A 23986-nucleotide genomic window follows, 5' to 3' on the forward strand; every position below is an offset into this window, starting at 1 on the left:
CGAGGGCTGACCGAGGAAAAGGTCATGGCGGCGTTCTAAACTGTATACGACCTTATACACTATTTGCCGGATTCCTGTCCAGTGGTGTTGGTCAAAATTGAGGAAAGAACTTGCAAACACTGACAACAAAATTCGCGTCTAAACTTCTTGAAGATGTTGAAAGCGATGAGGCCCGCGACGAACTTAAAGGCCTCTTAGCTTGGATGGGCACACAGGACGGCGAAAATATCTCGCAAGAGATTTTGGGCCACATTCTGCATGATCTAAACTGCGCAGATTTTGCAGAGAATGGCGAAATTGACTTAGATCATCCTTGGATCAAGCGCTACGAAGTCTTGGAAGAACTGGAACGTCGGGGCCTTCAAGAAGAAACTCTTTTCAAGAATAGTGAAGACTCCGTTGCCGACTACTTGGCGTTTCGCGCGGAGTACATTGATAAGCCTGCAAAAGCTGCGCCCGCCAAGCCAAAATCAACCGATATGCGCGACAAGGCCTTCGATAAAATCGACGCGGAGTTCGCAAAAATCACACCACGCACCAAAGAAGCGGACATTGATGAGGCCGTAAAGGCGCGGATCAAGTACGGGCTGGATACTATGTCAGAGGCCTACTTAGTGGATGCATTGGTGCAGAATACGAGCCTTGGGAAAGTTGCTGCCCGCAAAAAGGTAAAGGCGCTGGTCGAGGAGCATAAGAAGGCGAACGCGCCCGCTGAAAAACCTACCAAAGTTACCGCGAAATCGATCCCTGTTGTAAATCGGTGGGGCGAAGAAGAGATGGTCGAGTACGTCTATAAGAAGATGGAAGGCACCGACGAAAACGGCGATCCGCTTCTTTACGAATACCACGACAACGTTTGCACCGAGAAGCAAGGCAAGCGCTACATGCCGTCAAAGCCACAATTTAAGGCGCTTGTCAGCAAACACACCTCTTGGCAGACAGCGCATGGAAGCGGTGATAGTGAGACCTTTCGTAGTGCGTTGCCACCAATGCAGATCACAGAAAACGTTTATGACGTAGACCCCAAGCCATTCCCAACCCTCAACAACATTATGACGACGCCATTTTACACCGCTAACGCGGTCTTGGTGAAAGATGAGGGCTATCACGCTGAGTCAAAGACGCTGTTGCGCCTTGGCGATCTTGACCTTCCCGATGTGCCAAACGAGCCAACCGACGAAGAGGTAACGGCGGCACTTTTGTTGATCTTCGAAGAGGTGTTTGGTGACTTTCCGATTGGGAAAATGGACAGGGATACATTGATTGATTCCGTGGTTTACGGGAACGGCGAAGCCAATCCCAGTGCCGCGCATTTGCTTGCCATGCTTCTACAACACTTCGTGCGCGACATTATTACTGGCGTCACCCCTATGTATGCCATCACTAAACCAAAGCCCGGTACGGGCGGTGGATTGTTGGTTGAAGCGACGTCGCTTATCACGGATGGCGCGTCAGCGCCGGTGCTGACCATGCCAGACAGCGACGAAGAGTTCACTAAGACAATCACGTCTCTTGTCGAAGAGGGTTCTAGCTGGTGTTTCTTCGACAACATGAACGCGTCCCTCATGTCTGGCAATCTGGCGTCTGCAATTACGGCCCCTGTCTTCAAGGCCCGCTTGTTGGGTAAAAACACAACTTCTGAGGCGGCTATTCGCTGGATTTGGGTTGCCGTCGCCAACAATTTATCTGCGTCACAGGAAAACTTGCGCCGTATGGTCATGCTGGAACTCGACGCCGATATGATTGCGCCTGATACGCGCAGTGATTGGCGGCATGCTGACCTGCAAGGCTACATCAAAGAGCACCGTGGCGAGCTTGTGCACGCGTGTCTGGTGCTGGTGAACAACTGGATCGCCAAAGGCATGGACGCGTTTGCAGGAAAGCCGCTCAATAGCTTTGAGTCTTGGTCGTACGTGCTGGGCGGAATCCTCGAAGCCTGCAACGTGCGCGGATTCCTTGAGAACCGGGACAAATTGAAAAGCTACGGTGAAGTCGCAGCGGACAGCGATACGCAGACGCTTTGGAACGCTCTTTCCGAATATCCAGATGGTCAAATTTTCCGCGCTGGTGGGACGGGCGCAGTCCGTGGGTATAGTGGCACTGTTGAGTCCATCAAGGCTGTGCTGGAAGATTGCGGCGAAGATGGTGGTGCGCATCCAATCCCGAATTGGGGTTTCTCAAAGGATGAAGACGGCAAAATCCGCTACGGGACGTCTAAGAAGATCATCGCCAATTTCCGTAAAGAGGTACGTGCCCCGCAAGAAGGCTGTGGCTACGTCCTGCGTTTTGATGAGCACCCGGACACGAAGAACACCGGGCAATATTACTGGATTATGCGCAAAGAAAAGATTGCGTCCGCTGATCCAGAATAAGTTACAACTACATGTATACGATGAAAATGGGCACATACTTGCGTGCCTTTTTCATTTTTGAGCGGGCGTGGGCGGGCGTAGGGCGGGGGTACGTCAATATGGCCCGCACCCCCTATTTATATGGTTCATATGAACGTTTGGGCGGGGGTGCGGGCCATATTGCCTAAGTACGTGCACAGCGCCACATATATTTTTTTCTGATTGGAGTGAGCGTGGCGGGCAGTGAATTATTTTTTTATTTCCAGATAAATCTAGGTATCTAAAAAATGGCCCGCACGCCCGCTCTGAGGGCCGTTTCGACCATGAAAATAAGGGGGTGCGGGCCATAATGGGGTACGCCCGCCCACGCCCGCTCTGGCCCGCCCTTCGATTGAATGCCTTGTGATGCCGCTACCGTCCCGCGTCAGCGGAATTATTGTCAGTTCTGGGGTGTTCATCGCATCTGGGAAGCGGTCTGAACCTATCGACATTTGCGCAACCGTAGATAGACTACGCTGACCGGGGTTCTGGTTTGGTTTCGAGCATTTGGAGAAATAAGTTTGGAAAATTCTATCGGCCTTCATATCTATGCTATTACTCAGCACAAGACGCGAAAGCCTGAAAAGATCGTTTATGCGGAAAGTGGTGACGGTGCACGGCTTTTGAAGGCGACCCCGCATTTCATCAATAAATATAAGAGTGCTGAGTACGAAGAGGGCGAGACTCCGCGCCCGTGGTACCTTGATCCAAAGAGCCAAAACGGTCAAACATTCGAGGGTTCGATCATGTATGGCAGTTCTGGATTCGCGACAGACATTGTAGATCGCGAAACGCGTTCCACGCAGTACAAGCGGAAGATTAGCGATATAGAAATCTTTCCTTTGTACTATCGGCTTTGGGTTCCCACCGCTGGCGAGTATGCATTGCTGGCTTTGCAAACTTTTGGTCAAAGGTCGTGTGTTGGGCGCTTTCAGATGGCATTGGAAACGGGCTTCAGGCAAACAAATTCAGATTATCGCATTGTGTTCAACCCAGTTGCCCCCGGAGAGATCGCATCATACCAAGCGGCAGAGGTTAAGAAGCTGAGCTTAACAAAGCGTGACTATTCGAGTGACGCTGCTGAGAACCAACTGGGTGATCCGGGCGCTTTGGTGGACCTAGGTGTATCCTTTAGCGCTAAGCCACGCTCGCACCTTGGGCGATTGATGAGTTTTGCTGGCAGAGTGAAGCCAACTAAGGCTGGAAGTGTGTTAGAGTACAACGACACCCAGTTTGACGAAGCCACCGCTGAGATCATGGTCGGAGGCAAGAGGCGTACTGTTACATTGGTGGGCCTTAGCCGGAACACAGGAAAGTTCGACTTGACGGACCAAGTACAAAGAGGGCCAAATGGTATGCCGAAATTTGATTCAATAAGCTCTGAAACAGCCAGCATCTTTGCAGATATTGCAGCGGGCAAAGCATGAATAAGGTAAACATCTTCATTGTTGTGAAAGACCACATCGCGACTTTGTATGATGATACCACGGATAAGTTCTCATACGGCGATTTTGCATTTTTTTATGTGCTACCGCTCGTCCTTGGGGGGCTGTACTTCTGTTTTCCATTTAAGATTCCACCCGAAGTAAACGGCGCACTTATTGCCGTGTTCTCAGTTTTTGCGGCGCTTCTATTTAGTGCCCAGATGGCGCTCTATGGGTTGTCCCCAAGGAAGCCTATTTGTGGCAAAGACGAAACTTCAGATGCTCGTGAAATTGAGCGCTTCAAGAGAGATAGGAAGTTTTTCGCAGACGTAAATTATAACGTCTCATACCTGATATTGCTCTCTTGCCTATCTCTGTTGATCTTTGTTGGAATGATGATCACCAGCCTTTCGGGGAGGATTGAAGGGGCTGTTTTGGCGGTTCTGGTTTCACACTTTTTTCTGTCCTTGTTGATGCTGGTCAAGCGGACACATATCGCCTTTTCCTCCAAATACAGCGAATAAACTGGAGCTTGATTTTGCATTATCAAGACCACCCTAACGAACCTAAGCCGCACTAACCAAAAACACTCCTAAGCTATAATTTACCTGAGTACTTGTTACCTTTTGGGCCAAAATCCCTTTTTGGCTGCCATCCTCGAATACTTTGTCGATAACTTTATTCGTTATCATTTTGGCATCAAACCGTTCTGATTTTGAACACAGTCAAGCACCCCGCATTTAACCGATCTACCCGCTACGCTGGTGAGGAAACAATCAAGGACGTCCACAAGGGTATACCCCTATGGGCGGTCAAAAATCGGCGTGAGGGGCGTCCATAAGGGTTGATCTATCCATACGGACACGATATTAAATGGACATAACCCTTGTGGACGAAAGGAGGCCTTATGCAGACGATACTTTATTCCCGTGTATCGACGTCAGACCAGACAGTGGAACACCAAACAGCCCAAGCCGAACAAGCGGGCTTTAAGATAGATCAGGTCATATCTGACGAAGGCGTCAGTGGCGTCTCAGTGCGCTTCGCAGAGCGCCCACAAGCCAAGCGGCTGTTTGACCTGCTACGCAAGGGAGACGTACTGGTGGTGCGTTGGGTAGACCGCTTGGGCCGCGACTATGACGATGTGACGGACACTATCCGCAGGCTCATGCAGCAAGGCGTTGTCATTCGCACCGTCATCAACAACTTCACATTCGACGGCGCAACCGATGATCCAGTACAGAAGGCCGTCAGAGACGCGCTGATCGCCTTCATGGCAGCAACTTCTCAGGCGCAGGCAGAAGCAACCAAGGCCGCGCAGATCGCTGGGATTGCCCATGCTAAAGCCGATGTAACCAAGTATCGCGGCAAGAAACCAACATATACGCGCGAGACGTTTGAGGGCATTCAGGCCATGCTAAAGGCAGGGACGCACACATGTACCCATATCGCGAGGACACACGGCGTATCGCGTCAGATTGTATATCGTATCGAGCAAGACCCAAAGGCAGTCGAGACAGCATTAAATCGCTGGGGAATGTGATGGGCAACCGGCCCGCTAGACGCGGGCCTCCATCAACATACCAACCAATCAACCGCACAACATATTCCGCTGTTGATACAGTCGGTTAATCCCGCTTTCTATTGATAGTCAGACCCGATGATAACACCGCCTGAGCCGTACCGCGTCGGCGATGCTGTGTGGCTCTCTAAGTGCCTGTTTGATTGGATGAAGCCTGCGTAGCAGGTCACCCCTTAACAGCTTGAGAATGTCTTGGGGTCCCACTGGGGGTATGCCCTAGGGGCCACCCTCGCGCCCCAGTAGGTGCCAGCTTGTAGCTGGCCAATTTGTTTCAAAATTACAGCCATCCGTAAATACCAACACAATTCTCTGGCACATGTTAACTTCAAAAACGACCTTCTGCTGCTGTGAGGGAAAAGGTCCGCCATGCGGACTTTGCTGCCAGTCGTTCTCGACAGTCCAATGTCCGCATTAAAGGTTTTTAATGTTCTCTGTCGCACAAATTGTGATCGGCCAGTGACGCCAAAACATAACAATCTTCCGACACGCCTTCACCATCGCAGCCCTTCGATATTCGGCTGAGTTCCTTCTCAAGTGTTCTGAGACGTTTGATCTTGGCGCGGACGTCTTCAAGTTGTGACGTGGCGATCTCCGTCGCAGCTTCGCACGACCGATCTGGATGCTCTTGCAGTTCAATCAACGACGAGATCGCTTCAATCGAAAACCCAAGGTCACGCGCATGGCGGATGAAACTCAGGCGCTCTAACCCAGCTTTGTCGTATCGCCGTTGGTTTCCTGACGTGCGTTCTGCCTCTGCCAATAGCCCCATTTCCTCGTAATAGCGGATGGTCGGAACCTTTACCTTGGTGCGCTTTGATAGCTCGCCGATAGAAAGCATGAAGAAACCTCTTGAACCTCTAGTCACTAGAGACATTACACTATGAGCAATCAAAGATGAAAGAGGATTCCCATGGCTGGTTGCTGCGGACATGACGCCAAGTTTGACGGCGTTTCAGATGATTACAAAAGACGGCTGTGGATCGTCATCGCGCTCAACGCGACGATGTTCTTTGTCGAGATGACAGCAGGCCATCTGGCCAAGTCTCAGGCGTTGCAAGCGGACGCCCTCGACTTTGCAGGCGATGCGCTGACCTACGGCATTTCACTTGCGGTCATCGGGGCCTCACTCCGCGCGCGAACGAACGCGGCATTGTTCAAAGGCTTCAGCCTTCTTCTGATGGGCCTTTGGGTGTTCGGATCAACGGTCTATCGCGTCTTCTATGTCGGCGTCCCCACCGCAGAGATCATGGGTATCGTCGGTTTTCTTGCACTGCTCACCAATCTGGCGAGCGTCTTGCTGCTGGTCCGCTACAAAGATGGTGATGCCAATGTCCGGTCGGTCTGGCTGTGCTCGCGCAATGACGCCATTGGGAATGTGGCAGTGATGTTTGCAGCACTTGGCGTATGGGGCACGGCAACGGGTTGGCCTGACCTGATCGTGGCAACCATTATGGCCGGATTGTTCCTGTCATCGGCCTTCCAGATCGTGCGCCAAGCCTTGGAGGAGCGGCGCGCCATCACCGACCATGAGCATGTGGAGGTATGATGCAGGCGATCTTGATCCTCGTCGGCCTTGTGATCGCGGCAGGCACCCTAGCAGCGATACTTTGGTCCATCACACACCCTGAGCGCCGCCTTTGGCCGCCAAAGCGATACACCAAGGCGACTCCTGTCTTGGTTTGGATTCCGACATTCACGCTATTCGGCATCCTGATCGTCTTAGGCTTGATGAATTGGGGAAGCCTACCAATCCCAACTTGGCTGCGGATCGGAGTTGGCATTCCGCTGATTGTTGCTGGCAACGTCATCGTGTGGTCAGAGGCCGCGCAGTTCGGAATAGCCCAAACTGGAGGCGCGAAAGGGTCGCTTCGAACGGGCGGCATGTATCGCTATTCCCGCAATCCACAGTACGTCGCAGACATAGCAATGATTATCGGCTGGGTCGTGCTTTGCGCGTCGTCTGGAGCGGCGCTAGTCGGCTTTGCAGGAATAGCCGTTCTAATTGCCGCGCCTTTCGCCGAGGAACCATGGCTCGAGGAGCAATATGGTTCCCCCTTCGAGAACTACAGGGCAAAGGTCCGACGGTTCTTGTAGGCAAATGACCAAATGCAAAAGCAGACCTTCGCCATGGTGCGGCATCTTGGTAGGTCTGGGCTCAATCCGGCTTTTCGCCGCATTCTACGCCAGTGGCTGCTTTGCCTTTGGCTGGCTCGGTCAATACCGTCGATGCCGTGCAAAACACGTTTAAATGTGGTATAGTTATGTTAACGACCACCTTCCCATATCAGGACGATTAGCAATGACAAAGATGATCCAAAAGACTCCGGGCTCCAATAATCCAGACGACCGTCGCGCTGGTTCCTCATATACCCAAAACGAGAGGGAACTGATTGACGAGGCCTATACCCGCCTTAGCAACTTGGAAGCGGCAAGCGGTGCAGGCGGTGGCGCTACCTTTCAAATTATTGACGGTGGTAACGCCTCCTCGCGCCCATGACGCCACAGACAATTCAAGCCCGGCGCGATACTTTGCATAGCTGGCAGGCTGCTGACCCTATTCTGGCAGAAGGCGAGTTTGGTCATGTCACTGGCGAATTGGACTTGCGCATTGGCGACGGTATGCGCCCATTTTCTCGACTGACAAATGTTTTGGAAGCGGACCCGGTTTTGGCGTCTGCGAATTGGTAAAATGACGCCCTTGCGTAACCAACTACCGTGGGCCGTGATGGGGCCGCGCCCATATCCACAAGGGGCCATTTTAAGCGCCTGTGAGGCTCAACAGCTATTCGGCGAAGCGTTTGACACACAGGCCCAGTATAAAGCCTGCCATGGGGGTGTAAGGCGTCTTGTCGATGAGGATGAGGCGCAGCGGTTCTTAGTGCGAGCCGCTCCATGCAAAAATGGGCATCATGATGTTATCTTGGTCAAACCCGATGGCAGCGGAAACTACTGCGCAGGTTGTAAGCGGGATGCAAAACGTCGGGCAGAACGGCGCAAAATTCTATCTGGTTAATAGAGCCAAAGCGCATGTGTTTCTTAGTATCCGAAATAGAGTTTCCAAAAGTCGCAAAAAAAATGAACACCAAACCTTGTATCACGAAATCGTCATGCCCATGTATCTGGTATGATGCCGATTGGGGTATTCAGTTAGGTGTTTAAACTGTCAAGGCTCGTTGCGAGGTCAGTGCAGATTGCTTGTTCCATAATCGGGGCTCCTTTCGCCGGTCCGCAGCGCATCTTGTAGGTAATGCGACAATACCAGATTGTCAGCTTTACTACAGTATACACTACTACGTCGTAGACGAACGCACATCGCAGAACGGCGGGGGCGGGAATGAAAAGGGTAAGTGCGTTGACCCGAAGTTCCGTCCCCACTCGCGGGGCATATGACAGAAGATTTTTCATTTACAGTTTCCGATCTAAAACACTATCCGCACTTTGACGCACCTCTTTCGTTGAAAGAGATTGAACGCTTGGTGACGGACAGAGAAAGAGTAACGTCAAACTCGTTCTACCCCTTCTTTTTATATCTTGAAGAATGGCAACCGTACCGAACCGCTGACGCAGCGAAGCCTGAAAAGAAGTCTCGACCAATTCGATATGGGGCGAGGCGGGACGCATATATTTTCGCGCACTATCGCCGCAAGCTAGCGGTGAAGTACGAACAGCGGCTTGCCGAAATGGGTATTTCACACTGTCCAATCGCTTATCGCCAGATTCCCAAACCCGGATCAAATGGCGGCAAGTGCAATATTGACTTCGCCAAAGACGCTTTTGATGAAGTCGATAGGCTTGGCGATTGTGTCGCCGTGGCCTTGGATATTAAGGGGTACTTTGAAAGCCTTTCGCATAGCCGCATCAAAAAAATATGGTGCGACTTACTGGGCGTCGATGAATTGCCGCCAGATCATTACGCGGTATTTAAGAACATCACGCGTTATCGTTTTGTGGATCAAAAAGCAGTTTACAGGCGGCTGGGTTATCTTGGACCCGTCCAACGTGGAAGTTTCTTGGTCGAAGGATACACACGACCATATCATGAAATGCCCAAGCAGATTTGCTCAAATGATGACTTTAGGGCCAAGATATGCGGGATCGGCAAGCAATATCAAAGCCTCGTTCAACGAAACGAGCTGCCCCATGGCGTACCACAAGGCGCACCAATTTCAGACTTGATAGCCAACTTCTATCTGTTGGACTTCGACGCCAAAATGGACGCATACGCGCGTCAGCGCGGTGGCTCATACATGAGATACTCAGACGACATTCTTCTCATCGTTCCGGGTGGTGAAGCTGAGGCCGCGCAAGCAACTACTTTTGCGATTGATGAAATCAAAAACCACGGCGAGGCTCTCGTTATTAAAGAAGCCAAAACCTGCGTTGTACGTTTCGAACGCGAGGGGGAAGATTTGACCTTTGAACATCTTACTGGCCCGCAAGGGAAGAATGGGCTTGAATATCTTGGTTTCCGATATGACGGCAGGAAGGTTTTTGTAAGGGACAGCACCATGTCCCGTCTGTATCGAAAAGTTACCAACGCTGCGAAACGAGACGGGATGAAGCACGTTCTGGACAATCCGCAGGCCTCTCCAGCGGAGCTTATCGGGTCGTTCAATTACTCCTTGTTCAGTCAGCGTTTTAGCCGCGTAAAGAAGGGAATGTTAACGGACGACTACAAAAGCTGGACGTTCTACAGCTACCTAAAGCGTGCTTCACAGACGTTCGGTGTCAAAGGAAACCGGATTCTACCGCAAGCGCGAAACTTCAAGGACACGATGCGTTCTCGTATCGAGAAAGCAATCATCCGCGCTCACGCGCGTCAGAACTCAAATCAATCCGCAGTAGGCAGTCCAGAAACGGCTATTGGCGGCTGTTAGACTTAACGGGACTACGTTACGGCGTCGATCCACTTCCATCCTTCATATTTGTCGCCACTCTTCTTGTAGTGTCGATACCGCTTGAGCGACTCCCATGACCTATGCCCGGTAACATCGGCAACGCGATCAACGTTCCAATTCATTTCAAACAGCCTTGAAGTCCCCTCGTGGCGTAAGTCATGAAAATGCAAATCATCAATTTCTAAGAACTTGCAGGCGTCAGTAAAGCGGCGACTGATCGTATCGGAGTGATAAGGGAATATGAACTTCTGTTTTCCATCCGGTTTTGGTAGCGCTGCTATTATTTCGCGGCAAGGGGCGGGCAGGGTGCACCACGTATCGTTACCTTCCTTGTCGCCGGGGTGTTTCATGTCACGAACCATTACGCGGGTTTCGTTGGTGTTTTCGTCTGGTTCGTAATCAGCCCAACTGATCCGGCAAATTTCCGCCTGACGGCGGGTGCTGAACAAGGCAAAGGCGGTGATGATGTGCATGGGGACAGCCCTTGGATCATGTGAGCTAGACTTGTGAAAATGCGCCATGAGCCGGTTCATTTCTGGCAGAGTTGGGCGTCTGAACCTTTTTTTGGCTTTTGCCCTAACGCCAAGTTTCCCTAGTGCTTTCATCGCGTCTTTCATTACCATTTCGTCGACGGAAAACCCCCATAAGGGGCGGGCGACCGAAAAGACGCCGGACAAGTGTTGCAGGTAATTATTGACGGTGGCTGCTGACGTAACTTTAGGGCGATCCCATAACTGGTCCGCAAAGTCTGCAATGTCAGCACTTGTGATCTCGTCGAACCGCATTTCTGAAATTTCGTATTCGTCACGGATCGTAGTGAGGACCTGCTTTTTGGTTTTTCCCATCCCGGTGCGATCTACTGCAATGTACTTATCGATTGCATCGCCTAAAGTTCGCCGTTGTGTGCTGCGCTTTGTCGGTTTGGTACCCGCATCAACCTGAGCGTCTATTTCACGCTCCCGCTTTGCCGCCCATTTCTCCGCAGCTTTCATTGTGGTAAAGCCACTCTTGCTATCAAAGAAGTCGGGATTCTTACGTTTGATTTGCGCGGTAATGCTCAGTTTACCGCTTTTCAAAGTTCTCTCTCTAAAGGTGGCCAACTTGGTATGACTCCGGGGCGTTTCGTATGAATCTGAGTCATACTTGATTCAAAAATAGACGTAAATAAGGGCAAATAGGCCAAAATCAGATGATGCTTGAAACATCCAAAATTGAAAATAATTCAATAAAATCAACAGTTGAGCGTTCTGCACGTCTATCTGTCGCCCCGATGATGGACTGGACGGACAGGCATTGTCGATTTTTCCACCGGCTGATGTCGCGTGAAGCGCTGCTTTACACCGAAATGGTCACCGCACCCGCGTTGGTGCGTGGCGGCGCGTTGCATTTGCTGGATTTCAACACCGAAGAACACCCGATAGCCTTGCAGCTTGGCGGTTCCGACCCGGCTGAGCTGGCGGAAGCGGCAACCATTGGCGCGGCGCATGGTTATGATGAGATCAACCTCAATGTTGGCTGCCCGTCCGACCGCGTTCAATCGGGGTGCTTTGGCGCCGTTTTGATGGAACAACCCGGCTTGGTCGCCGACTGCGTGGCTGCGATGATCGCGGCCCAACCCGTTGAGGTCACCGTGAAGTGCCGGATTGGGGTGGATGATCAGGACCCGGAAACGGTCCTGCCTGATTTCCTGACCCGAATTCGTGACGCAGGTGTCCGCCGGGTCACGATCCATGCCCGCAAAGCCTGGCTGCAAGGGCTCAGCCCCAAGGAAAATCGCGATATTCCGCCTTTGGATTATGCGCTGGTGCAGCGCATGAAGGCACAGTTTTCCGATATGCACCTGTCGATCAATGGGGGTGTTGCGACGCTTGATGCCGCTGAGGCGCATCTTGACCATATGGATGGGGTGATGATCGGGCGCGCCGCCTACCACCAGCCTTGGGATATTTTGGGCCGGGCGGACGCGCGCGTCTTTGGTGGCGACACGCCATTTGAAGCCCCGCAGGATGTGGCGCTCGCGATGCTGCCATATATTGACGCGCATCTAGAGAATGGCGGGCGGTTGCATCAGGTCACGCGCCACATGCTGGGGCTATTTGCGGGGCAGCCCGGTGCCCGCGGATGGCGGCGTACTTTGTCAGAGGGCGCATCGAAGGACGGGGCAAACTCCGATTTGGTTCTTCGTGCGTTGGAGCCTGTGACCGCCCAATCCCACGCCGCGCAATGACACCATCGCAGGCGCTTGCAACGCAGGGCTGGTGCCGCTTTCCCTATGACGCAAAGCTTGGAGCTTGGGTCGCGCATGCTGCAAACGTGGCAAAGGCACTTGCACAAAACGAACAAAATATCGCGGATTGGCTGCGTTGTGGCGGTACTTGGTTTGCAGGGGTCAACATTTTGCCCAATGACGCCTCCGGTCAGCTTGCGGGTGGCCCTGAGCTGCGCGGCGCGGTTGTTGATTTCGTAGAAACGCAGTTTGGGGCGCAAAGCTGGGACAAGGCGCAGGTCTCGGTCATCTATCCCGGCTACCCAAAACCGATGGACGGTGAAAGCGCGGCTGCATTTCGGTTTCGCCGGGACCGCGATGCGGCGCATGTCGATGGTTTGCTTCCCGTGGGAACGGCTCGCCGTCGCTATTTGCATGAACCGCACGGGTTTGTTCTGGGCCTGCCTTTGAGCGAGACCAGCGTTGGGGCCAGCCCACTGGTCATTTGGGAAGGCAGTCACACAATCATGCGCGCGGCTTTTCTGGATGCATTGTCCGGGCATAGGCCGGAAACGTGGGGCGAGGTCGATCTTACCGAAACATACCAAGACGCGCGGCGCGTGTGTTTTGATCGTTGTGCCCGCGTTATCGTTCAAGCGCAACCCGGCGAGGCCTATCTGGTAGACCGATTGGCCTTGCACGGTGTGGCTGCTTGGACCGATGGCGCGATAGCTCCGCCTGAGGGGCGCATCATTGCTTATTTCCGGCCAGAGCTGCCAGATATCAGCGATTGGCTGGCCTAAAGCGGGTCGGTTTGAAACAGGCGTACCTTTAAACCGCCATGTGGCACCGGCGCAGAGGGTTTTTTGAACTTCAGGCCTGTTGCCTTGGCAAGCTCTGCCTCTGTTGTGACGATGCCCAAACGCCAGCCTTTGAACTGTTCCTGCAAGACACGACCCAACGCAACGTGCAATGCGAATAGAAGTTTTTTGTTGCCGATCCGCGTACCGTAGGGCGGGTTGACCATGACCAATCCGGGCGGACCATCCGGGCGGGCGAGGGCCGCAACGGGTATGTGAGCAAAGCTGCACATGGACTGAAGGTGCGCGCGTTTGGCATTTGCCTGCGCCTGGGAGATGACCCCGGCGTCCCTATCGGATCCAAAATATCGCGGTGGGCCGTCTGGGGCGAGCAACGGGCGGCGCAGGGCTTCGAACGCCTTTGGGTCAAACCCGGCAAATTGCTCGAACGCGAAACTGCGGCTGCGACCCGGCTGCGCGCCAGCGGCGATTTCTGCGGCCTCCAGAACGAAGGTGCCGGAGCCGCACATCGGGTCCAGCAGCGGTTCTGATCCGTCAAAGTCTGCTTGTCGCAGAAACAGCGCAGCCAGAGTTTCGCGCATTGGGGCTTTGCCGATGGCTTCCTTATGGCCGCGCTTGTGCAGCCCGTCGCCCGAGCTATCGAGCGACAGTGTGACTTTGTTGTCGTCGATCCGGGCTTTGAGTGTGATCTGAGCATCGCTGCTGATGTTATAGCCGTTTGATGTCAGCGCGGTTTCCAACCGCTGGGTCGCAGCACCCGCGTGGTAAATTTTGGATTTTTGCGTTGTCGTTTCGACTTTGACGCTGCTGCCCGGTGGCAGGGTATCGCCCCAAGGAAATTTGGTTGCGCGCTTGTCGAGCTGGGCCAGGTGAAAGGCCATAAAACTGCCGATCCGCACCAGAATGCGGCTGGCGCCGCGCAGCTCCAGATTGGCACGCCAGGTATCGGGCCATCCGCCTTGGAATGTCACGCCACCAGGGGTCGCAGTTATGCTGTCGAATTTATGGGACCGCACTTCCTCAAGCAGAAAATGTTCGAGCCCGGGGGTGCCTACGGCGAATATTTCAAAGCGCGTCATCGTCGCGTCTTACTGTGCAGCAAACGTAAGTGCCAGCATCGCGTGACCCAAATGCACGCCTTTCAGGCGTCCCTCATTATTTGGTCGGTTCAGATTTGCGGTGGTTGGGACCCCATTCGGGCACTGCGCCCGCCACGACGTTTTTTCAGGCGCGGCGCGCGCTCGGGCAGTTCCGCCATGATTGCGGCGCGTTCGTCATTGCTGATGCGCGACCATGCGGCGATCTCATCAATGGAGCGCAAGCACCCGGTGCAGAGCCGCTCGGATGGATGGATCACGCAGACTTTGACGCAGGGCGACTGCACTTCGTCGCGCTTCCAGATATCATCCATTAACTTTCTCGCCTTATGTGCTGCATTCGGTCCAATGCCCCTTGCAAGATAAACCCGGCGGCGACGTGATCAATCACCTCGCCGCGACGTTTCCGTGACGTATCCGCCTCTAACAATGCGCGCTCGGCCGCTACGGTGGACAGTCGTTCGTCCCAATAGGTGATGGGCAGAGGGGTCAGTCGTGACAAGTTGCGTGCAAAAGCCCGTGTCGATTGCACCCGCGGCCCGTCCGAGCCGTCCATGTTCAACGGCAGCCCCAACACCAGCCCGCCGATGCTGCGCGCGGTGCAAATCGCCAAAAGTGCTTCCGCGTCGGTGGTGAATTTGGTGCGCCTGATGGTTTCCAAGGGCGTCGAGACGCTTTGCATCACGTCGGTCACGGCCACGCCCAGTGTCTTGGTGCCCAGATCGAGGCCAGCCAACGGGGCCATCGGCCCTACAGTTTGCGCAAATTCCGCAATGTCGTCGAAAATTTCGCCCAACGCCCTGCCTTTCCATTTGGTGCCAGATACTCATGCCCGGCGGGCAAAGTCCACCAAGCTGCGACCGTTCGGCGCGCATGGCAAGATGGACATGTCGCGAGATGCGCATTTAATGTCGCGCTGGGCGCGACGGGACGGGCAATCCTGTCGCAAAACCAGTGAGACCTGCCAGCTGTCGAGATGTGCTCTATGAAACGCTACTCCGCCTTTGCAATTGCGCGCGAAGCCGCCCGTTACCATCAGGGGTGGGAGCGGGCCTGGGCGTCGCCTGAGCCGAAAAAGAAATACGACGCGATCATCATTGGCGCGGGTGGGCATGGGCTCGCCTCAGCCTATTACCTTGGCAAGAACTTCGGGATCACCAATGTGGCGGTCATCGAAAAGGGCTGGCTCGGCGGCGGCAATACGGGCCGCAACACAACGATTATTCGGTCGAACTATCTGCAGGATCCGTCCGCCGCGATCTACGAGAAGGCGCGCAGCCTGTATGATACCATGTCTCAGGACCTCAATTACAATGTGATGTTCAGCCCACGTGGCGTGTTGATGCTGGCGCAAACCCATCACGAGGTGCGCGGCTACCAGCGCACGGCCTATGCAAACGCGCTGCAAGGCGTGAAAACCGAATTTATCGGCCCTGACCGGGTCAAAGAAATCTGCCCGATCATGAATATCGACGGGCCGCGTTACCCGGTCATGGGCGGGTTGTGGCAGGCGCGGGGCGGCACGGCGCGCCACGACGCGGTGGCCTGGGGCTATGCGCGGGCCTGTTCAGACATGGGCATGGATATCCTGCAAAAGACCGAAGTCACCGGTGTGACCAAAGAGGGCGGCAAGGTGACAGGGGTCGAGACAACGCGCGGCCATATTGGCTGCGACAAGCTGGGCATCGTGGTGGCGGGGCATTCCGGCCATGTCGCGGATATGGCGGGCTTCCGGCTGCCGATAGAAAGCGTAGCGCTGCAAGCGCTGGTGTCTGAACCGATCAAGCCCTGCATGGATATCGTCGTCATGGCCAACACGGTGCATGGCTATATGTCGCAATCCGACAAGGGCGAGATGGTCATCGGCGGCGGCACGGACAGCCATAACAACTACACCCAGCGCGGCAGCTTCCATCATATCGAGGAAACTGTGCGCGCGCTGATTGAGACCTTCCCGATGATCTCCCGGCTGAAAATGCTGCGGCAGTGGGGCGGTATCGTGGATGTCACCGGCGACCGCTCCCCGATCCTGTCGAAAACGCCGCTTGAGAACTGCTTCATCAATTGCGGCTGGGGCACGGGCGGGTTCAAAGCGATCCCCGGCTCTGGCTGGGGCTTTGCCGAGCTGATGGCGAAGGGCTATTCGCCGCTGACCGCCGAGTTTGGGCTCGACCGGTTCAAAGAGGGCCGCTTCATCGACGAAAGCGTCGCCGCCGGGGTGGCGCATTAGAATGCGGGCCTGTCAACTCGCATATTTAGGGTTTGAGCCGCCTGTTAGCGCTATATTGGCGATTGTCTGCCAATGCCGCACCGGGCTTTTGGCTGTGAGCAGCCGAAATCTGCCGCCTTTGCGGCCTTCCGTTGAGACATGTTTTACATCTTGCGAATGTCACTCCAGTCAACAGGAGGACGTTCAATGTCAGACTACAGCACTCACGACGAAGCATTGGGTGGCAAAGCACTTGTTGTCGCCGCGGTTCTTATCGGGATTTTCATCCTGGGCCTCGCCTTCATGGGCGCGGGCGAAGCACCGGATCTGCCAGCAGGGCTTTTGGAAAGCCAAGTCGCTGATCCAAACGCAGCGGCACCTGCCGCAACAGAATAACGCCACCACAAAACCTACCACTTACGATTCAATGGGCAGTCGCGCTTTCGCGGCTGCCTTTTGTCGTGCTCAAAGGGCCTGCCCATGTTGATCCTTCATTGTCCCTGCTGCGGCATAGATGCCGATGAGACCGAGTTGGCCGCGGGCGGTCAGGCGCATATCAAACGCGAAACCGTGGGCTCATCAGATGACGCGTTTGAAGAATACATGTTCATGCGCGAGAACCCCAAGGGCGTGCATTTTGAACGCTGGCGGCATGCCAATGGCTGCGGCAAGTGGTTTCACGCCGCGCGCTGCACGGTCACGTTGGAGGTGTTCGGCACTTATCCGGCACAAACGTTAGAACCGCCGAAAGCGCTGCGCGACAAGATATCCAAAAAGCGGCCCGGTTGGTCCTGGGGAGCGTTCTCATGAGCACACGTTTGTCCAAAGGCGGGCGGCTGATTGACCGCTCCAAAGCGCTCTATTTCGAATTCAATGGCCGCCGGATGAAGGGGTTTGTGGGCGACACGCTCGCGTCCGCGTTGCTGGGGGCCGATCAAATGCTGGTGGGCCGCTCGTTTAAATATCATCGCCCGCGCGGGATCGTGGCGGCAGGCCCGGAAGAGCCGAACGCGTTGATGAACCTTGGCCGCGACGGGCATTTTGAACCCAACGCACGCGCCACCACGACCGAGCTGTTTGACGGGCTGCAAGCGGCATCGCAAAACCATTGGCCATCCTTGGAAATGGATGTGGGCGTCGTCAATAATTACGCCGCGCGGTTCATGCCGGCGGGCTTTTACTACAAGACATTTATCCACCCGCGCGCCGCGTGGAAGCACCTGTTTGAACCGTTCATCCGCAAGGCTGCAGGTCTTGGGAAGGCGCCCAAGGATCGCGACGCAGATATCTATGAGCACTACTACGCCTTTGCGGATGTTTTGATTATTGGCGGCGGGATCGCTGGCCTTCAAGCGGCCAAGGCCGCGGGTGAGGCGGGGCAGACCGTTTTGCTGCTGGAACAAACCGCGCATTGGGGTGGTCGCGCGCCTGTCGATGGTGCCGTGATTGACGGGAAACCTGCTGAGGATTGGATTAGTAATACAGTTCAAGCCCTTGAAGAAATGGAGAATGTCACGCTGCGTAGCCGCAATATGGGCGCAGGCGTGTATGATCATGGCTACGCGCTGGGCTATGAGCGTTTGGGTGATCATCTTGCACCTGCGACGACGCCACGACACCGGTTGTGGCGTATTCGGGCAAAGCACATCATTACTGCGACCGGCGCGATTGAGCGGCCCTTGTCTTTTGCGGGCAACGATATCCCGGGCGTGATGCTGGCCGCATCTTTGCGCGACTATGCGGTGAACTTTGGCGTCTCCGCTGGGGATCGTACCGTCGTTGTGACCAATAATGACGACGCCTACCGCACGGCTTTGATCCTGAACGAGATCGGCCTGGAGGTTCCCGTGATTGTTGATGCGCGCCCTCAGGGCGGCGGCCAACTGATGCAGGACGCGCTTGCGGCAGGTATCCGGGTTGAAACCGGCAAAGGCATCGCAATGGTCAAGGGCGGAAAGCGGGTCGAAAGCGTTGGTCTTTGCGCCCAAGCTGGCGAGGGCGCGGTGCTGGAGGAGATCGCCTGCGACGCGGTCGCCATGTCGGGCGGCTGGTCACCCGTTGTGCATCTGTGGTCCCATTGCGGCGGCAAGCTGGTCTGGGATGACGCGCAAGCCCATTTCCGCCCTGATCCCGACCGACCGCCCTTGGGCGATGCAGGGCAGGGTTTTGTGTCTGTGATCGGCAGCGCCAACGGGGTGATGGACACCGCTGGTGGGCTTGCTGATTCCGACGCTACCGCCAAATCCGTTGTGAAATCCTTGGGCGGCAAGGCTGCGTCTACGAAGGCTCCAAAAGCCGATGCAAGTGACGAGGCGCCAATCGCCCCGGTCTGGAAAATGCCGCAAGGGGCCAGCTACAAGCTGCGCTCAAAAACCTGGCTGGACTATCAGAACGACGTCAAAGTTTCCGACGTACAGTTGGCCGCGCAAGAAGGCTTTGAAAGCGTCGAGCATGCCAAGCGCTATACCACTTTGGGCATGGCGACTGATCAAGGAAAGCTCAGTAATATCAATGCTCTGGCGGTCTTAGCTGACAGTTTGAATGCTGATATTCCGCAGGTTGGCACCACGACGTTCCGGCCGCCTTATCATCCGATCTCCATGGGCTCTATCGCTGGCGAAGCCTCGCGCGAGCTGTTCCAACCCATCGACAAAACCCCGCTGCATGCATGGGGCGAGGACAATGGCGCGGAATGGGAGCCTGTCGGCCATTGGCGTCGCGCCTATTGCTACAAACGCCCCAGTGAAAGCACCGAGGACGCAGTGAACCGTGAGGTGAAAGCGGTCCGCGAAAGCCTCGGTTTGCTGGACGCCTCGACCCTTGGCAAGATCGTCGTCAAAGGGCCGGATGCCGGTAAATTCCTCGACATGATGTACACCAATATGATGTCCAATCTGAAACCCGGCAAATGCCGCTACGGGCTGATGTGTACCGAAAACGGATTTCTGACCGATGACGGGGTGGTCGCGCGTATCGATGACGACACATGGCTGTGCCACACCACCACCGGAGGCGCCGCGCGCATCCACGGGCATATGGAGGAATGGCTGCAAACCGAATGGTGGGATTGGAAGGTCTACACCGCCAACCTGACCGAGCAATATGCACAAATCGCCGTCGTCGGCCCGAACGCGCGCAAATTGCTGGAAAAGCTGGGTGGCATGGATGTCTCCAAAACCGCGCTTGGCTTCATGGAGTGGAAAGAGGGACAGATCGGCGGCTTTGACGCACGCGTCTTCCGCATCTCCTTCTCCGGCGAGTTGAGCTATGAAATCGCAGTGCCCGCCAGCCAAGGTCGCGCCTTTTGGGACGCGCTGTATGAGGCAGGGCAGGAGTTCAACGTCACCGCCTATGGCACTGAATGCCTTCATATTTTGCGCGCCGAAAAAGGCTTCATCATGATCGGAGATGAGACCGACGGCACGGTCATCCCGCAGGATTTGGGGCTGCATTGGGCGCTGTCTAAGAAGAAAGACGACTACCTTGGCAAGCGCGCGCAAGAGAGACTACATATGACCGATCCGAACCGCTGGCAGCTGGTAGGGCTTGAAACCGTCGACGGCTCCGTCATCCCGGATGGCGCTTATGCGGCGACAGATGGAACCAACGAGAACGGGCAGCGCAACACGGAAGGGCGCGTGACCTCGACCTACTATTCCGCAAATCTGGGGCGCGGCATCGCAATGGGGCTGGTGCTGAACGGGCCCGACCGTATGGGTGAGGTGATATGCTTCCCGACGTTGGACGGCAATGAGATCAAGGCGAAGATCGTTGACCCGGTCTTTTATGACAAGGATGGGGAGAAGCAAAATGTCTAACTCTGTCAGCGCGTTGCAAGGCGCGGCCTATGAAGGTTTTGCCCGTATCGAAGAAAAAGGCCTGCGCGGCATGATCACTCTGCGGGGTGATCTTGGTAGCGCCAAATTCAAAAAGGCCGTGAAGGTTCTGACGGGCGTTGACGTGCCGGCGCAGACCCGTTGCAACGCAGGCAACACGCACGCTGCGGCATGGATGAGCCCGGACGAACTGCTGATCCTGTGCCCCCATGCGGAGGCTGAAGCGGGAGTTGCAACATTGAGCGATACTCTGAACGGCACGCATTTTTTGGCCGCGAATGTGTCAGACGCGCGCGCGGTTTTCCGCGTCACCGGCGCGGATGCCCGCAACGTCATTGCCAAACTCGCCCCAGTTGACATGTCGCCTGCCGCGTTTCCCGCGGGCCATTTCCGCCGCACACGCCTGGCGCAAACGCCGGCTGCCTTCTGGATGCCAGATGCGCAAACGGTTGAACTGATCTGTTTCCGTTCGGTGGCGGAGTACGTGTTCGGCGTTTTGAGCCGTGCCGCTATGCTCCGAACAGAAATATAGTATTTCGTCGTATTTATACCATCCTATTCGAGTGTGCGGTTTTCAGAGAAAGTCAAAAAGATGAAGATTATTTCGGTCGTGTTATTGGCTTTTTTCGCCGCGGCATTCCCCGCTAGCAAGTTGTTTTCTGAAACTTACATTTGCAGCTTCGAAAAAGGGATAGTAGTCCCAGAAACCATCAAGCTTGAGGTGGCGACTTCAACAAAGGCGCTGGTTCAAGACACATTTCGTGCAAGTATTGGTTCGTCACAGCCACTTGATGCAAAGATAGTGAAAGACAACGCTAAGGGACTAAGAGTAAGTTGGGTCACTGAAAATGTTCCAAAATCGATAACTCAAAAAATTCATATGCACATTAGCAACAAGCTGAAATTTAGCTTGTCGATTGATCGTTCGACAAGAAGAGCCAAGTTGAGTTGGCAAAAGATGGGCGGTGGGAACTCGTCGGCTTCTAGTGCGCCCCGATCAATAGGTTTTTGTACCCTGTCTGCCGATAGTAGCTGAAAGTTGTCAGTACTTTTACGAACTTGGCACCGAATAACACTGCCAGTTTGTGATGCTTTGGCGCAAATTGTGTTCTTTGATTTTGGCCGAACGACGGGGCTGTGATCTAAGATTTAGTGTTTTGGACTCGCCAGAGTTGCATAAGTTACTCACGTCTCAAATATCAGGTTGTTGTGCTGCGCTGCGGCGCTTAGCTTAGGGATAGTTTTTGTTAGCGGACTTAATATGAAAAACCTTTCAATAAAACCTTTTATCTTTGCGGCTTTCGTTGTCGGGGGTGGTTCTGCATCTGCCGAGGTTTACGAATGCCAGGTGTCCCCTACGGCCAGTTTTAAACAGAATGCTGTGATTTCTTCTACTGTTCGAATTGAGTTTGATCGTGGCGATGTGATCATTTCGGACAGTTTCATCAAAGCCGCGGGGAAGCGCGCGGTTGAGGGTAAATATGACCGGCGCGTCAAAGATGAGATTTTGTTTTCTTGGAGTGTAAATGGTGTGCCACGAGCTTTGATGCCGCAAGAGGTCACTTGGTATCGGCCAGTCGTCAATTACCGCGGACGCTTGAACGTGAAAACGCTGCGCCTGAAAATGACAGGCGATTTCGTCCAGCGTTATGGCGGCGGCAATACAGGCACGGACATTCGCGGCCGGGGCGTGTGCCGGCAACTCTCAGGGTAGTTTTTGGGTCCTGTTTTGGCGGCATTTTTTCTTGCTCCTGTGACCGCATTGCCGAGTGTTAAGCGTTTGATCTTTGTCGCGAAACCGCATTGATAGCGCGTCGAATTGCGCGCGAAGGGCAACGTGACAGTTCAGGGAGACTCCGTTTCTGAGCGGGCAAGGCTTGACCATTCTTGCAGAAGCGCTCAGTTAACGTGCAGCATTTACACACCAATTGATGGGGGCCCCAATGGCTTTTGAACTTCCACCACTTCCCTACGCTCATGACGCTTTGGCCGATAACGGCATGTCCAAGGAGACGCTGGAATATCACCATGACCTGCACCACAACGCCTATGTCACCAATGGCAACGCGGCGATTGCGGGCACCGAGTGGGAGGGCAAGTCCATCGAAGAAATCATTGTCGGCACCTATGACGCCTCCGCCGTCGCGCAAAACGGTATTTTCAACAACATCTCGCAGCTGTGGAACCACAACCAGTTTTGGGAAATGATGGGCCCTGGCGCGTCTTCGATGCCGTCTGAGCTGGAAAAAGCTATTGTCGACAGCTTTGGTTCGGTCGACGAGTTCAAGTCGCAGTTTTCCGCGGCGGGAGCAGGTCAATTTGGCTCTGGCTGGTGCTGGTTGGTAAAAGATGCCGATGGCGGCCTGAAGGTCACTAAGACTGAAAACGGTGTGAACCCGCTTTGCTTTGGTCAAACAGCGCTTTTGGGCTGCGACGTCTGGGAGCACAGCTACTACATCGATTTCCGCAACAAACGTCCTGTCTATCTGACCAACTTCCTCGACAATTTGGTCAACTGGGAAAACGTCGCCTCGCGCATGTAATCCAGTGACGACATCGCAAAATAGAAACCTGCCTGATCCGCATCGGGCAGGTTTTTTTAAGGGCTTCGCCGACTACTGGTGGGGGGCCTATACGCGTATCAAAGTGATCAAGCGCGATGTGCTGACGCCTAAATTCGCGCCGGGCGAAAGTCTGACGATTGCTATTTTTAGTGATGTGCATGCCGACAAACGCTTCATGCCGCTCGCGCGGGTGGCGCAGGCTGTCGCGATGACAAATGCTTTGAAGCCTGACCTGATTTATCTAGGTGGCGATTTGCGCGCGCAGGACAATCGCTGGATGACGCCGGAACCCTTGCCGGAGTTGGTAGACGTCCTGTCTGATTTAAGAGCGCCATTTGGGGTTTTTGCAACGACGGGCAATCACGACTGGTGGGATGATAAGGCCACGCAGCGGCGCGAAAGTTTCGAGCCGGATTGCGTGCCGCTTTTGCGCGAGGCGGGGATGACGGTTCTGCGCAACGAGGCGGTGCAGCTGGATCACCCGAGCCACATCTGGGTCGCGGGTATCGACAGTCAGCATGCCTATGAGGGCAAGAATTATAGCCATGACGGGGCGCATGATCTGGAAGCCGCGTTGCGCGACGTCCCGTTTGAGGCGTTCGGGCTGCTATTGGCGCATGAGCCTGATATTTTCCCGAAACTACCGCGTCGCGATTTGAATGGCCCAATTGATTTGGTCATGTCGGGCCATACGCATGGCGGACAGATCAAGCTGTTTGGAAAGCGTCCGGTGATCCCATCGGAGTATGGCAGCAAATATGCCTATGGGCACCGGATCGAAGAAGGCCGCGATCTGGTTGTGTCCGCTGGGTTGGGCTGCTCGCTGGTGCCGCTGCGTCTTGGGGTGATGCCTGAAATCACGCTCGTGACCGTGCGCAGCGGGTAGCGTGACCTAAAGGAGCGCCCTTGTGGGCGCGCATCATGTTTTGTCTGGGCCCCGTTGCTGGCGGGAACGTGAT

Annotated in this window: 24 protein-coding genes; 19 read left to right on the top strand and 5 right to left on the bottom strand. The window is 54.6% G+C overall.

Annotated features, from left to right (window positions below; translation table 11 throughout):
* Positions 1-242 precede the first annotated feature (242 nt).
* The 4 genes from ACZ1G7_RS19390 to ACZ1G7_RS19405 all read left to right on the top strand — a co-directional run bounded on the left by ACZ1G7_RS19390 (position 243) and on the right by ACZ1G7_RS19405 (position 5357).
* Positions 243-2372 carry a hypothetical protein gene (locus tag ACZ1G7_RS19390; RefSeq protein ID WP_472661023.1) on the top strand — a complete coding sequence of 710 codons (2130 nt, stop codon included), beginning with the start codon at positions 243-245 and terminating at the stop codon, positions 2370-2372.
* Between the two features lie 539 nt (positions 2373-2911).
* Positions 2912-3817, top strand: a complete 906-nt coding sequence (locus ACZ1G7_RS19395; protein ID WP_472661025.1) for a hypothetical protein — start codon at positions 2912-2914, stop codon at positions 3815-3817.
* Positions 3814-4338, top strand: coding sequence for a hypothetical protein (locus ACZ1G7_RS19400; protein WP_472661027.1), 525 nt, complete (start codon positions 3814-3816; stop codon positions 4336-4338). The genes ACZ1G7_RS19395 and ACZ1G7_RS19400 overlap by 4 nt, the downstream gene beginning before the upstream one ends.
* A gap of 383 nt (positions 4339-4721) precedes the next feature.
* Positions 4722-5357 carry a recombinase family protein gene (locus tag ACZ1G7_RS19405; RefSeq protein ID WP_472661029.1) on the top strand — a complete coding sequence of 212 codons (636 nt, stop codon included), beginning with the start codon at positions 4722-4724 and terminating at the stop codon, positions 5355-5357.
* 460 nt (positions 5358-5817) lie between these two features.
* On the opposite strand, the gene ACZ1G7_RS19410 is transcribed toward ACZ1G7_RS19405, so the two are convergent.
* The gene (locus ACZ1G7_RS19410; RefSeq protein WP_472661031.1) at positions 5818-6234 is read right to left on the bottom strand and encodes a MerR family transcriptional regulator; all 417 of its coding nucleotides are present in this window, start codon (positions 6232-6234) and stop codon (positions 5818-5820) included.
* A 72-nt stretch (positions 6235-6306) separates the two neighbouring features.
* Between ACZ1G7_RS19410 and ACZ1G7_RS19415 the strand changes: the two genes are divergently transcribed.
* From ACZ1G7_RS19415 to ACZ1G7_RS19430, 4 genes are all read left to right on the top strand, one after another.
* Positions 6307-6942, top strand: coding sequence for a cation efflux transmembrane domain-containing protein (locus ACZ1G7_RS19415; protein ID WP_472661033.1), 636 nt, complete (start codon positions 6307-6309; stop codon positions 6940-6942).
* Positions 6939-7490 (top strand): methyltransferase family protein, encoded by a 552-nt coding sequence (locus ACZ1G7_RS19420; RefSeq protein WP_472661035.1) that lies wholly within the window; start codon positions 6939-6941, stop codon positions 7488-7490. The genes ACZ1G7_RS19415 and ACZ1G7_RS19420 overlap by 4 nt, the downstream gene beginning before the upstream one ends.
* A 399-nt stretch (positions 7491-7889) precedes the next feature.
* The gene (locus ACZ1G7_RS19425) at positions 7890-8084 is read left to right on the top strand and encodes a hypothetical protein (protein ID WP_472661037.1); all 195 of its coding nucleotides are present in this window, start codon (positions 7890-7892) and stop codon (positions 8082-8084) included.
* A gap of 698 nt (positions 8085-8782) precedes the next feature.
* Positions 8783-10273 (top strand): RNA-dependent RNA polymerase family protein, encoded by a 1491-nt coding sequence (locus ACZ1G7_RS19430; RefSeq protein WP_472661039.1) that lies wholly within the window; start codon positions 8783-8785, stop codon positions 10271-10273.
* Between the two features lie 11 nt (positions 10274-10284).
* Here ACZ1G7_RS19430 and ACZ1G7_RS19435 read toward each other — a convergent pair whose 3' ends face one another.
* Positions 10285-11370 (bottom strand): tyrosine-type recombinase/integrase, encoded by a 1086-nt coding sequence (locus tag ACZ1G7_RS19435; protein ID WP_472661040.1) that lies wholly within the window; start codon positions 11368-11370, stop codon positions 10285-10287.
* 116 nt (positions 11371-11486) lie between these two features.
* Here ACZ1G7_RS19435 and dusA point away from each other — a divergent pair, with 116 nt between their 5' ends.
* Both dusA and ACZ1G7_RS19445 read left to right on the top strand, forming a co-directional pair.
* On the top strand, positions 11487-12521 hold the full coding sequence (gene dusA, locus ACZ1G7_RS19440; RefSeq protein ID WP_472663766.1) for a tRNA dihydrouridine(20/20a) synthase DusA: 1035 nt from the start codon (positions 11487-11489) through the stop codon (positions 12519-12521).
* Positions 12518-13303 carry a hypothetical protein gene (locus ACZ1G7_RS19445; protein ID WP_472661041.1) on the top strand — a complete coding sequence of 262 codons (786 nt, stop codon included), beginning with the start codon at positions 12518-12520 and terminating at the stop codon, positions 13301-13303. Before dusA ends, ACZ1G7_RS19445 begins: the two co-directional genes overlap by 4 nt.
* Here ACZ1G7_RS19445 and ACZ1G7_RS19450 read toward each other — a convergent pair.
* The 3 genes from ACZ1G7_RS19450 to ruvX form a co-directional block, all read right to left on the bottom strand.
* A complete protein-coding gene (locus ACZ1G7_RS19450; protein ID WP_472661043.1) occupies positions 13300-14400 on the bottom strand; it encodes a THUMP domain-containing class I SAM-dependent RNA methyltransferase in 1101 nt (366 codons plus the stop codon). The genes ACZ1G7_RS19445 and ACZ1G7_RS19450 overlap by 4 nt on opposite strands.
* An 89-nt stretch (positions 14401-14489) precedes the next feature.
* Positions 14490-14732: a DUF1289 domain-containing protein gene (locus tag ACZ1G7_RS19455; RefSeq protein WP_472661045.1), complete on the bottom strand. Its 243-nt coding sequence runs from the start codon at positions 14730-14732 to the stop codon at positions 14490-14492.
* Complete coding sequence (gene ruvX / locus ACZ1G7_RS19460; RefSeq protein WP_472663767.1) at positions 14732-15163, bottom strand: Holliday junction resolvase RuvX; 432 nt, start codon at positions 15161-15163, stop codon at positions 14732-14734. Before ruvX ends, ACZ1G7_RS19455 begins: the two co-directional genes overlap by 1 nt.
* Positions 15164-15403: 240 nt before the next feature.
* On the opposite strand from ruvX, the gene ACZ1G7_RS19465 reads away from it, so the two are divergent.
* From ACZ1G7_RS19465 to ACZ1G7_RS19505, 9 genes are all read left to right on the top strand, one after another.
* Positions 15404-16648, top strand: coding sequence for a sarcosine oxidase subunit beta family protein (locus ACZ1G7_RS19465; RefSeq protein ID WP_472661047.1), 1245 nt, complete (start codon positions 15404-15406; stop codon positions 16646-16648).
* Between the two features lie 186 nt (positions 16649-16834).
* Entirely contained in the window at positions 16835-17023 is a 189-nt protein-coding gene (locus ACZ1G7_RS19470; RefSeq protein ID WP_472661049.1) for a hypothetical protein, read from the top strand.
* Between the two features lie 84 nt (positions 17024-17107).
* Positions 17108-17437 (top strand): sarcosine oxidase subunit delta, encoded by a 330-nt coding sequence (locus ACZ1G7_RS19475; protein ID WP_472661050.1) that lies wholly within the window; start codon positions 17108-17110, stop codon positions 17435-17437.
* Positions 17434-20445, top strand: coding sequence for a sarcosine oxidase subunit alpha family protein (locus ACZ1G7_RS19480; RefSeq protein ID WP_472661052.1), 3012 nt, complete (start codon positions 17434-17436; stop codon positions 20443-20445). The genes ACZ1G7_RS19475 and ACZ1G7_RS19480 overlap by 4 nt, the downstream gene beginning before the upstream one ends.
* On the top strand, positions 20438-20995 hold the full coding sequence (locus tag ACZ1G7_RS19485) for a sarcosine oxidase subunit gamma (RefSeq protein WP_472661054.1): 558 nt from the start codon (positions 20438-20440) through the stop codon (positions 20993-20995). Before ACZ1G7_RS19480 ends, ACZ1G7_RS19485 begins: the two co-directional genes overlap by 8 nt.
* 60 nt (positions 20996-21055) lie before the next feature.
* Complete coding sequence (locus ACZ1G7_RS19490) at positions 21056-21499, top strand: hypothetical protein (protein ID WP_472661055.1); 444 nt, start codon at positions 21056-21058, stop codon at positions 21497-21499.
* Between the two features lie 225 nt (positions 21500-21724).
* A complete protein-coding gene (locus ACZ1G7_RS19495) occupies positions 21725-22177 on the top strand; it encodes a hypothetical protein (protein WP_472661057.1) in 453 nt (150 codons plus the stop codon).
* 229 nt (positions 22178-22406) lie between these two features.
* Entirely contained in the window at positions 22407-23006 is a 600-nt protein-coding gene (locus ACZ1G7_RS19500; protein WP_472661059.1) for a superoxide dismutase, read from the top strand.
* A 4-nt stretch (positions 23007-23010) separates the two neighbouring features.
* Positions 23011-23913, top strand: a complete 903-nt coding sequence (locus ACZ1G7_RS19505) for a metallophosphoesterase (RefSeq protein ID WP_472661061.1) — start codon at positions 23011-23013, stop codon at positions 23911-23913.
* The last annotated feature ends 73 nt before the right edge of the window (positions 23914-23986 follow it).

The organism is Litoreibacter sp. JB4-2 (assembly GCF_055693445.1).